This is a genomic window from Actinophytocola sp. (genome assembly GCF_009379765.1).
Classification (GTDB): domain Bacteria; phylum Actinomycetota; class Actinomycetes; order Mycobacteriales; family Pseudonocardiaceae; genus Actinophytocola.
Genome location: NZ_WHTD01000092.1, coordinates 23,538 through 32,407 on the forward strand (window position 1 = coordinate 23,538; position 8,870 = coordinate 32,407).

At 72.3% G+C, this 8,870-nt stretch carries 11 protein-coding genes; 3 read left to right on the forward strand and 8 right to left on the reverse strand.

Annotated features, from left to right (window positions below; all coding sequences use genetic code 11):
- Window positions 1–13 precede the first annotated feature (13 nt).
- Genes ispF through GEV28_RS25580 form a run of 3 tightly spaced genes read right to left on the reverse strand, consistent with a single transcriptional unit; the run spans window position 14 to window position 1,674 of the window.
- The gene (gene ispF / locus GEV28_RS25570) at window positions 14–487 is read right to left on the reverse strand and encodes a 2-C-methyl-D-erythritol 2,4-cyclodiphosphate synthase (RefSeq protein ID WP_291414767.1); all 474 of its coding nucleotides are present in this window, start codon (window positions 485–487) and stop codon (window positions 14–16) included.
- A complete protein-coding gene (locus GEV28_RS25575; RefSeq protein ID WP_291414776.1) occupies window positions 484–1,161 on the reverse strand; it encodes a 2-C-methyl-D-erythritol 4-phosphate cytidylyltransferase in 678 nt (225 codons plus the stop codon). The genes ispF and GEV28_RS25575 overlap by 4 nt, the downstream gene beginning before the upstream one ends.
- Window positions 1,162–1,182: 21 nt before the next feature.
- On the reverse strand, window positions 1,183–1,674 hold the full coding sequence (locus tag GEV28_RS25580) for a CarD family transcriptional regulator (protein WP_075129788.1): 492 nt from the start codon (window positions 1,672–1,674) through the stop codon (window positions 1,183–1,185).
- 348 nt (window positions 1,675–2,022) lie between these two features.
- On the opposite strand from GEV28_RS25580, the gene GEV28_RS25585 reads away from it, so the two are divergent.
- The gene (locus tag GEV28_RS25585) at window positions 2,023–2,730 is read left to right on the forward strand and encodes a hypothetical protein (RefSeq protein ID WP_291414768.1); all 708 of its coding nucleotides are present in this window, start codon (window positions 2,023–2,025) and stop codon (window positions 2,728–2,730) included.
- Between the two features lie 68 nt (window positions 2,731–2,798).
- Complete coding sequence (radA, locus tag GEV28_RS25590; protein WP_291414769.1) at window positions 2,799–4,190, forward strand: DNA repair protein RadA; 1,392 nt, start codon at window positions 2,799–2,801, stop codon at window positions 4,188–4,190.
- Window positions 4,191–4,218: 28 nt separating this feature from the next.
- On the opposite strand, the gene GEV28_RS25595 is transcribed toward radA, so the two are convergent.
- The 4 genes from GEV28_RS25595 to GEV28_RS25610 form a co-directional block, all read right to left on the reverse strand.
- Window positions 4,219–5,484 (reverse strand): cytochrome P450, encoded by a 1,266-nt coding sequence (locus GEV28_RS25595; RefSeq protein WP_291414770.1) that lies wholly within the window; start codon window positions 5,482–5,484, stop codon window positions 4,219–4,221.
- A 226-nt stretch (window positions 5,485–5,710) separates the two neighbouring features.
- Window positions 5,711–6,973 carry a DUF6596 domain-containing protein gene (locus tag GEV28_RS25600; RefSeq protein WP_291414771.1) on the reverse strand — a complete coding sequence of 421 codons (1,263 nt, stop codon included), beginning with the start codon at window positions 6,971–6,973 and terminating at the stop codon, window positions 5,711–5,713.
- The gene (locus tag GEV28_RS25605) at window positions 6,973–7,341 is read right to left on the reverse strand and encodes a YciI family protein (RefSeq protein WP_291414772.1); all 369 of its coding nucleotides are present in this window, start codon (window positions 7,339–7,341) and stop codon (window positions 6,973–6,975) included. The genes GEV28_RS25600 and GEV28_RS25605 overlap by 1 nt, the downstream gene beginning before the upstream one ends.
- Window positions 7,342–7,421: 80 nt before the next feature.
- Complete coding sequence (locus tag GEV28_RS25610) at window positions 7,422–7,976, reverse strand: hypothetical protein (RefSeq protein ID WP_291414773.1); 555 nt, start codon at window positions 7,974–7,976, stop codon at window positions 7,422–7,424.
- Between the two features lie 164 nt (window positions 7,977–8,140).
- Here GEV28_RS25610 and GEV28_RS25615 point away from each other — a divergent pair, with 164 nt between their 5' ends.
- Complete coding sequence (locus tag GEV28_RS25615) at window positions 8,141–8,533, forward strand: DUF6401 family natural product biosynthesis protein (protein ID WP_291414774.1); 393 nt, start codon at window positions 8,141–8,143, stop codon at window positions 8,531–8,533.
- An 8-nt stretch (window positions 8,534–8,541) separates the two neighbouring features.
- Here the strand turns inward: GEV28_RS25615 and GEV28_RS25620 are convergent.
- Window positions 8,542–8,870 (reverse strand): threonine/serine exporter family protein (locus GEV28_RS25620; protein ID WP_291414775.1); only part of this gene is annotated, 329 nt, incomplete at its 5' end.

An 8,870-nucleotide genomic window follows, 5' to 3' on the forward strand; every position in this document is an offset into this window, starting at 1 on the left:
GAGGACTGAAAGACTAGTCGCGGGGAACCAGACACGCGGTCGCGACCGCCGCGACGCCCTCGCCGCGGCCGGTGAGACCCAGCCCGTCGGTGGTGGTACCGGACACCGAGACCGGTCCGCCGAGCGCGGCCGAGAGCACCCGCTCGGCCTCCGCGCGCCGCGTGCCGATCTTGGGTGCGTTGCCGATGACCTGGACCGCGGCGTTGCCCAGCAGGTAGCCGGCCGCCTCGACGCGGGAGCGCACCTCGGCCAGCAGCTCGACGCCGTGCGCGCCCGACCAGCTCGGGTCGCCGGTGCCGAACACCGCGCCCAGGTCGCCGAGCCCGGCCGCGGACAGCAGCGCGTCGCACAGGGCGTGCGCGGCGGCGTCGCCGTCCGAGTGCCCGGCGCAGCCGTCGACGCCGTCCCAGCGCAGCCCGGCGATCCAGCACTCCCGGCCGGTCTCGACCGGGTGGACGTCGGTGCCGATGCCGACCCTGGGGATCACGTCTCGGCCCCGAGGAGCGCCTCGGCGACGGCGAGGTCGAACGGCGTGGTGACCTTCATCGCGGCCGGATGTCCGGGCACGGTCGAGATCGGCACGCCTACCCGGTCGGTGAGCCCGGCGCCGGCCGCCGCGGCCTCGCAGGCGCGGCACAGCACGTCGAGGGTGAAGCCCTGCGGCGTCTGCGCGGCCCGCAGGTCCGTGCGACTGACCGTCCCGGTGACGAACTCGCCCGCGTCGACCCGCTTGACCGTGTCCGCGACCGGCAACACCGGCACGACCGCGGGCGCGCCGGCGGCCACCGCGGCGACGACGGCGCGGATCATCTCCGGCGGCGTGAACGCCCGCGCGGCGTCGTGCACGAGCACGATCTGGATGTCGTGTGACTCGTCCAGCGCGGCACGCAGCGCCAGCCGCACCGAGTCGGTACGGTCGGCGCCGCCGGGCACGACCAGCGCGCCGGTGCCCGCGTCGGCGAGCACCGCGCGCGTCGCGTCCACATGCGACAGCGGTGCCGCAACGACGACGCGCCGCACACAGCCCGCGTTGAGCAGGCCGCGTACGGCGTGTACGACGAGCGGTATCCCGCGGACCCGAACGAGAGCCTTGGGGTCGCGGTCACCGAGACGCTCGCCCCGCCCCGCGGCGGGGACGAGCGCGACGGCTTCCGCGTCGATTCTGTTGTTGCTCAGGGCCGGCTAGACAGACGCCGTGGCGAGGACCTCGTCGAGGATTACCTCGGCCTTGCCCTCATCCGTGCCCTCGGCCAGCGCCAACTCGCTGACGAGGATCTGCCTGGCCTTTGCGAGCATGCGCTTCTCGCCGGCGGACAATCCGCGATCCTTCTCGCGCCGCCAGAGGTCGCGCACCACTTCGGCTACCTTGTTCACGTCGCCGGAGGCGAGCTTCTCGAGGTTGGCCTTGTACCGCCGGGACCAGTTGGTCGGCTCCTCGGTGTGAGGAGCACGCAAGACATCGAAGACGCGGTTGAGTCCCTCTTGACCGACGACATCCCGAACACCGACGATCTCGGCGTTGTCCGCGGGAACTCGTACGGTGAGGTCACCCTGCGCGACCTTGAGGACGAGGTACTTCTTTTCCTCGCCCTTTATCACGCGGGTCTCGATTGCTTCGATGAGTGCGGCACCGTGGTGCGGGTAGACGACGGTCTCTCCGACCTTGAAAACCATGTGTCCTCTGCCCCTTTCGCTGACTTCATCTTAACACGTGCCGAGGTGGGCGTGTATCGGACCCACGATCCGTAACCGCAGGTCAGCGGGTACGTGACCAGGGGCCTCGGGGTTGACAAATCCGCTCGGGGCGTGCTGGAGGATTCGTGTCGTAATTCCGGTCGAGGCCGCCGCCCGTCCACCGCCCGTCCACCGACGGTCCGCCGCTCGTCGCGACCGCGGGTGCTCGGAGCACAGTGGACGCGGAATCGCGAACTCGATTGGCGCGCCAGGCAGACCACTCGATCGAGGCGTCTGTCCGTCCCGCTACCCTTCGGCGTGAGTTGGCCTGCCCGAGGAAGGAACCCAATGGTGAGCCCTCTGCGCAAGATCGTGCCGGCGGTGGCCGTTGGCTTCGTCGCATTGCTCGGCATCGCCGGGTGCAGCGCCGGGCAGGTCACCCAGACGGACTCGGTCGCGCCCGCGGTGAACGGCAACAAGGCCGACCTCGGCGACATCGCGCTGCGCGACGTCATGATCGCCTACCCGGAGTCGGGTGCCTACGGCAAGGGTGACCAGGCGCCGCTCGTGCTCACCATCGTCAACACCGGTGCCGCCGACGACGAGCTGATGTCGGTGTCGAGCCCGGCGGCCGGCTCGGTCGAGCTGCTCGGCGACACCACGGTTCCCGGGCGCACGAGGCTGCAGGTGATCGTCCCGGAGGAGCCGGTGGAGGAGTCGTCCGCGCCGGTGGCCACCACGACGGAGAGCGCCGAGTCCTCCGCCCCGGGCACCTCGTCCGGCGAGCCGGGCTCGGCGACCGGGACGTCGGGCGAGGAGACGCCGTCGGGTTCCTCGGCGCCGGAGACCACGGCCACGCCGACCAGTGAGGCGCCGGCGCAGCTGGGCACGATGAGCATCGTCCTCACCGACCTCGTCGCGGACCTGCCGATCGGCAAGAACGTCCCGGTCACGTTCGTGTTCGCCAACGCGGGCTCGATCACCCTCCAGCTGCCGATCGCCTCGCCGGCCACCGCCCGTCCCGACCCGACCGGCGAAGAGGACGAGAGCGACTGAGACAGCCACTGGGACCCGCCCCGGGCGGGCCTCCCCGAACTGTCGGTGGCCCGCTCTAGGTTCTTCCCGTGGCCAAGAACACGCGATCGAGCAAGCCCGGGTACCGCTGCGCCGAGTGTGGGAACGAGTCCGCCAAGTGGTTCGGCCGATGCCAGGAATGCCAGGCCTGGGGCACGTTGGAAGAGATCGGGGTGCCCACCAGGGCAGTGCTTTCCAAGATCGCGGCCGGCGTGCCCAGCTCGCCGGCCCGGCCGATCGCCGAGGTCGACGTCGAGGCCGCGCGGGCGCGCCGGACCGGCGTCTCGGAGTTCGACCGGGTGTTGGGTGGCGGCCTCGTACCGGGCGCGGTGGTGCTGCTGGCCGGTGAGCCGGGGGTGGGCAAGTCCACCCTGCTGCTCGAGGTCGCGTTCCGCTGGGCGGCCCGCGACGGTGCGGCCGCGCCTTCGCTCTACGTGACGGGCGAGGAGTCGGCCGGCCAGGTTCGCCTGCGGGCCGAGCGGACGGGCAACGTCCACGAGTCGATGTACCTGGCGGCCGAGAGCGACATCTCGGCGGTCTTCGGGCACGTCGACGCGGTGAAGCCGGGCCTGCTGGTCGTCGACTCGGTCCAGACCCTGGGCTCCCCGGAGATCGACGGCACGCCCGGCGGGGTCACCCAGGTGCGTGCGGTCACGGCGGCGTTGGTCGCGCTCGCGAAGGAACGCGGCCTGCCGGTGGTGCTGGTGGGCCACGTGACCAAGGACGGCGCGATCGCCGGCCCGCGGGTGCTGGAGCATCTCGTGGACGTCGTGCTCCACTTCGAGGGCGACCGGCACTCGTCGCTGCGGATGGTGCGCGGGGTGAAGAACCGCTTCGGTCCGGCGGACGAGGTCGGCTGCTTCGAGCTGGTCGAGGACGGCATCCTGGGCGTGCCCGACCCGTCCGGCCTGTTCCTCAACCGCCGCGAGACGGGCGTGGCCGGCACGGCCGTCACCGTTGCGGTGGAAGGGAAACGGCCGCTGTTGGGGGAGGTGCAGGCGCTGGTGTCGAAGTCCGCGCTGCCTTCGCCGCGCCGAGCCGTCAGCGGGCTGGACTCGGCCCGCGTGGCGATGGCGTTGGCGGTGTTGGAGCGGCGGGGGCGGATCCGGCTGTCGGAGTACGACGTGTTCACCGCCACCGTCGGCGGCATGCGCATCTCCGAGCCGGCCGCCGATCTCGCGCTCGTGCTCGCGGTCGCATCGGCGGCGCGGGACATCCCGCTGCCACCCGACCTCGTGGTGCTCGGCGAGGTCGGCCTGGCGGGCGAGGTGCGGCGGGTCTCCGGGGTGAAGACGCGGCTGGCCGAGGCGGCGCGGCTGGGGTTCACCAAGGCGTTGGTGCCACCGGACTCAGGCACCATCCCCGACGGGATCCAGGCCACGGTCACCCCCGACCTCGGCGCGGCCTTGCAGGCCCTCTACGCGAACGCCGTGCCGGAGTAGCCCGGCACGGCGTCGGCGGGTCGGCGGGTCAGTCGACGAGCACCGGCAGGCGCTCGACCCCGTAGACGATGGAGACCTTGCGGTAGTTGAGCTCCTCGTCCGCGAGCCGCATCGACGGAAAGCGCCGCACCAGCGCCGGGTAGGCGGCCCGCAGCTCCATGCGGGCCAGCTCGGCGCCGATGCACCGGTGCACCCCGTACCCGAACGCCAGGTGTGAGGTGGCGGCCCGGGTCGGGTCGACCCGCTCCATGTCCGGGCCCAGCACCGGGTCGCGGTCCGCGCCCGAGAGGGACACGAGCACGACGTCACCCTTGGCGATCCGCGTGCCGGCGATCTCCGTGTCCTCGCGGGCGAAGCGCGGGAACGCCACCTGCACCACGGTCAGGTACCGGAGCAGCTCCTCGACGAAGTCGTGCACCGCGGCGTCGTCGTCGTGGACGAGCTTGAACGAGTCGCGGTCCTGCAGCAGCACCAGCGCGCCCAGGGCCAGCATGCTCGCGGTCGTCTCGAACCCGCCGGTGAGCACGCCGTCGGCGAGGCCGGCCAGCTCCAGGTCGCCGACCTGGTCGCCGTGCTCCTTGATGATCATCCCGAGCAGGCCGTCGCCCGGTTGCTCACGCTGCTTCCGCACGACGCCGAGCAGGTACTCCAGCGACTCGGAGATCGCGCCGAGCGACGCGGTCGCGCCGGCGAACAGGTCGAACCGCGCCATCGAGTGGCGCTGGAACTCGCCACGCTCCTCGTACGGCACGCCGAGCAGCTCGCAGATCACCAGCGACGGGATCGGCAGCGCGAACTCCTCCACCAGGTCGACCGGACCGTCGACGGCAGCCATCGCGTCCAGGCGCTGCTCGATGATCGCCTTGATCCCGGGCGTGAGCCGGGACAGGCGGCGCATGGTGAACTCCGGCGTCAGCAGCTTGCGCAGCCGGGTGTGCTCCGGCGGGTCCGCGAAGCCGAGCCCACCAGGGCTGTGGCTCTCCGACGCGCCGTGCTCGCCGACCAGGTTCGCGAAGTCGTTGCTGTAGCCCTTCACGCCGCCGAGGACCTTCTTGGCCTCCTCGTACCCGCTGACGAGCCACACGTTGACGCCGAACGGGATATTGATCTTGCTGGCCGGCTCCCGGGACCGGACCTCACCCAGCTCGGGAACCGGATCCAGGCCGGTCCGCCGGAGCGGCATCAGGGCCCCGTCCGGCAGCAGCGCCATCTTCGACAGGTCGAACCCCTTGCGCTGCGCACGCGCCAGATACCGGCGCGTCACCAGCCCGACAATTCTCGACTTCAGCCCCATGACAATCCCCCTAACTCGTACGCCACGAGGCTATCTGCCCGATGATCGTCGACCCCCGCTACCCGAACGAGTACCCGACGTTCCCCCCGTGAGCGCCGGCCGCCAGAGGCCGTCGCCGAGGCCCGGCCCGGACGTTACGGCCGGCGCGACGCCGCACGCCTCAGGGAAGTCCCCCATCTTGTTCGCCCGTCCCGCACAGGTTCGGCGGGGTGCGCTGACGCCGCCGCTATGACTCGGCGGGAGGCACGTACCTCAGCGCGGCCGCCTTGCCCTCCAGGTACCGCCGCTCCGGCCGGCTGACCGTGCGCTTCGCGGCGCGCTGGTAGTGCTCGCGGGCCGCGTCGAGGTCGCCGGCGAGCTCCAGCAGGTGCGCGCGGACCGCGTCGAGCCGGTGGTGGCCGGCGACCCGCTTGTCGTGCGCGAGCGAGTCGAGCAGGTCGAGGCCGGCGCGCGGGCCGTGCACCTGCGCGGCGGCGACGGCCCGGTTGAGCGTGACCATCGGGTTCGGCGCCATCCGGTCGAGGATCCCGTACAGCACGAGGACCTGCCGCCAGTCGGTCGCCTCGGTGCTCACCGCCTCGGCGTGCACGGCGGCGATGGCGGCCTGCAGCTGGTAGGGGCCGAGCGCGGCGGTGGCCATCGTGCGCTCGATCAGCTCGGTGCCCTCCTTGACCAGGTCCGCGTCCCACCGGCCGCGGTCCTGCTCGGCGAGCGGCACCATCGCGCCGTCGGCGGTGCTGCGGGTGGCCCGGCGGGAGTCGGTGAGGAGCATGAGCGCGAGGAGGCCCGCGGTCTCGCCGTCCTCGGGCAGGATCCGGTGCGCCTCGCGGGTCAGCCGGATGGCCTCCGCGGTGAGCTCGACGCGCTGCAGGTCGGGGCCGGACGTGGCGGTGTAGCCCTCGTTGAAGATCAGGTAGAGGACGTGCAGCACGACCGCGAGCCGTTCGGTGCGCTCCGGCCCCTCGGGCATCGAGAAGGTGGCGCCCGCCTCCTTGATCTTCTGCTTGGCCCGGCTGATCCGCTGGCCCATCGTGGTCTCGGGAACCAGGAACGCGCGCGCGATCTGCTCGGTGGTGAGGCCGCCGACCGCACGCAGGGTGAGCGCGAGCTGCGATGGCGCCGACACCTCCGGGTGGCAGCAGAGGAAGAGCAGCGTCAGCGTGTCGTCGATCTCGCCGCCCGGCTCGTCGGCCGGATCCGGGGTGATCAGCTCGTGGTAGGGCTGCTGGGCCGCGAGCGTGGTCTCCCGCCTGCGGCGGGCGGACTCGCTGCGCCACTGGTCGGTGAGCCGCCGCCCGGCCACGGTGACCAGCCAGCCGGCGGGCTCGCGGGGCGCGCCCTCGGTGGGCCACCGCAAGGCCGCTGCCAGCAACGCCTCCTGGACCGCGTCCTCGCAGGCGTCGAACTGGCCGTGCCGGCGCACGAGCATGCCGAGGACCCGCGGCGCCAGGCCGCGCAGCAGGTCCTCGACCGTCTCGGAGCCCGTCATCACATGTCGAAGCCGGCTTCGAACATCACCGCCCGGATCTCGATGGCGAAGCCGTTGAACCTGGTGTCCGGGATCAGCTTCGCGAGCTCGACCGCACGCTCCGCGGACTCGACGTCGACGAGGTAGTAGCCGCCCATGAACTCCTTGGCCTCGAGGAACGGGCCGTCGGTGACCGCGGGGACGTCGCCGGTGCCGCGGACGGTGACGCTGTTGGCCGGGTCGGCGAGCGCCTGGGTGGCGATGAACTCGCCGGACTCCTGGGTGACCTTCATGAACTCGCCGTGCCCGTCCATGATCGAGTTGCGCTCGGCGTCGGTGAGCGCGTCCATGGCGGCCGGGTTCACCTGCATGATCAACAGGAACTTCATCGTGGTGCTCCGCATCTTTTCGGCGGCCCCCAGCGGGGCCGGATCACGAGGAAGTCGGACCCGCCGGCCGGCCCTCGACATCATCCTCGATATTTTCCGCCGAGCTCGTCGGTGGCGAGGTCGCGCAGCGGGCGCACCAGGTTCCCCCAGGCCACGGCGCATCCGGCCATCACGAACGCGGCGCACCAGGCCCCCGCCAGCTGCTCGACGGTGTCGGCGCCGGTGGCCACCAGGTTGAGCAGCAGGAAGCCGGCGGCGAGGAGGCTGAGCAGCGTGGTCAGCGTGACGGCCAGCCACCGCTGGACGGCCGAGAACACCCCGAGCCCGGCCGCGAGCGCCGCGAGCACCACGACCCAGCCGTACAAGCCGACGAACGTCCCGACGCTGCCGTCGGCCGTGGCCTTGGAGAGGTACAGCCAGCCGCTCGCCGAGTCGACGCTCTCCTCGCCGATCTCGATGTCGGCATACCAGGTCATCGAGAAGGACAGGAACAGCGCGACCGTCGCGACCATCACCAGGAGCCGGGCGACCAGCAGCTCCTGACGCCGCCGTGCCTGGTCGGCCGCCTGGGCCCGCTGTCGCTCGAGTCGCTTGAGGGTGGCCCGCAGGTCCGCGAGCTCGTCGGTGTCCGCCATGGCGGCATGTTCGCACCTCGGGCCGCTTCCGGCAGGCGATTCGGCGAGGCGGTACCCGGACGGGCCCGGACGGTGCCGTGTGGTGCGGACCACAGGCTCTCGGGGGCGGCCGCGGGGGACACTGGACAGGCGGGTGGTTTCTCGACGCGTTGGTGGGTGATGTGGTGGGCGTTCGCCGTCTGGAGAGGTCGGCCCGACGGGTGCTGGACCGGCTGCACGAGCAGGTCGGCGCGGCCGGGCTGATCGCCGCGGCCGCGATCCCGGGCCTCGGCGCCGTGGTCGACCAGCACACGGCCGCGGTGCGCGACATCCTGACCGTCGGCGTGGAGTCGGGCGCGGTGGTGGTGGCCGGCTCGGTGCTGCTGGCCGGCTACGCCCAGGGCGTGCTCGACCACCTGCGGGAGAGTGACCGGCCGCTGCGGGTGCCGGCCGATCCGATCGGGTGGTTACACGCCGACTGGGTCAGCGTCCGCCTGCTCGCGGTGTGCGCGCTGGCCAAGGATCTTCGGCCCGGCCGGCCGGTCGGCTCGACGGGCAACCTCCCCTCCCTCGCCTGACTGACCTCTTACTCCAGCCTGCGCCGGGTCGGCCGGAGCGGCCCGGCCATCCGCGGTCCGGAGAAGCGGCGCTCGAGCCGGCCGAGGCCGTAGCGGACCGGCTGCGCCAGGTACTCGCCGAGCACCACGCCCGCCGCCAGGGCCAACGCCACCGACGCGGCCACCATGAGCGTCGGGAGACCGGCGAGGGACCGCTCGACGGCCAGCTCGAACAGCGCCCGGTACGTCGTCAGGCCGGGCAGCAGCGGCACCATCCCGGACACCGCCACCACCAGCGGCGGGATCTTCAGCCGCCGGGAGAGCACGCCGCCGCTGAAGCCGATCACGGTCGCCGCGA

What these genes read in the sequence shown, in the direction of transcription:
- GEV28_RS25580 (WP_075129788.1), bottom strand. Translation starts at nt 1,674, where the DNA reads ATGGTTTTCAAGGTCGGAGAGACCGTCGTCTACCCGCACCACGGTGCC.
- GEV28_RS25585 (WP_291414768.1), top strand. Translation starts at nt 2,023, where the DNA reads ATGGTGAGCCCTCTGCGCAAGATCGTGCCGGCGGTGGCCGTTGGCTTC.
- GEV28_RS25595 (WP_291414770.1), bottom strand. Translation starts at nt 5,484, where the DNA reads ATGGGGCTGAAGTCGAGAATTGTCGGGCTGGTGACGCGCCGGTATCTG.
- GEV28_RS25600 (WP_291414771.1), bottom strand. Translation starts at nt 6,973, where the DNA reads ATGACGGGCTCCGAGACGGTCGAGGACCTGCTGCGCGGCCTGGCGCCG.
- GEV28_RS25605 (WP_291414772.1), bottom strand. Translation starts at nt 7,341, where the DNA reads ATGAAGTTCCTGTTGATCATGCAGGTGAACCCGGCCGCCATGGACGCG.
- GEV28_RS25610 (WP_291414773.1), bottom strand. Translation starts at nt 7,976, where the DNA reads ATGGCGGACACCGACGAGCTCGCGGACCTGCGGGCCACCCTCAAGCGA.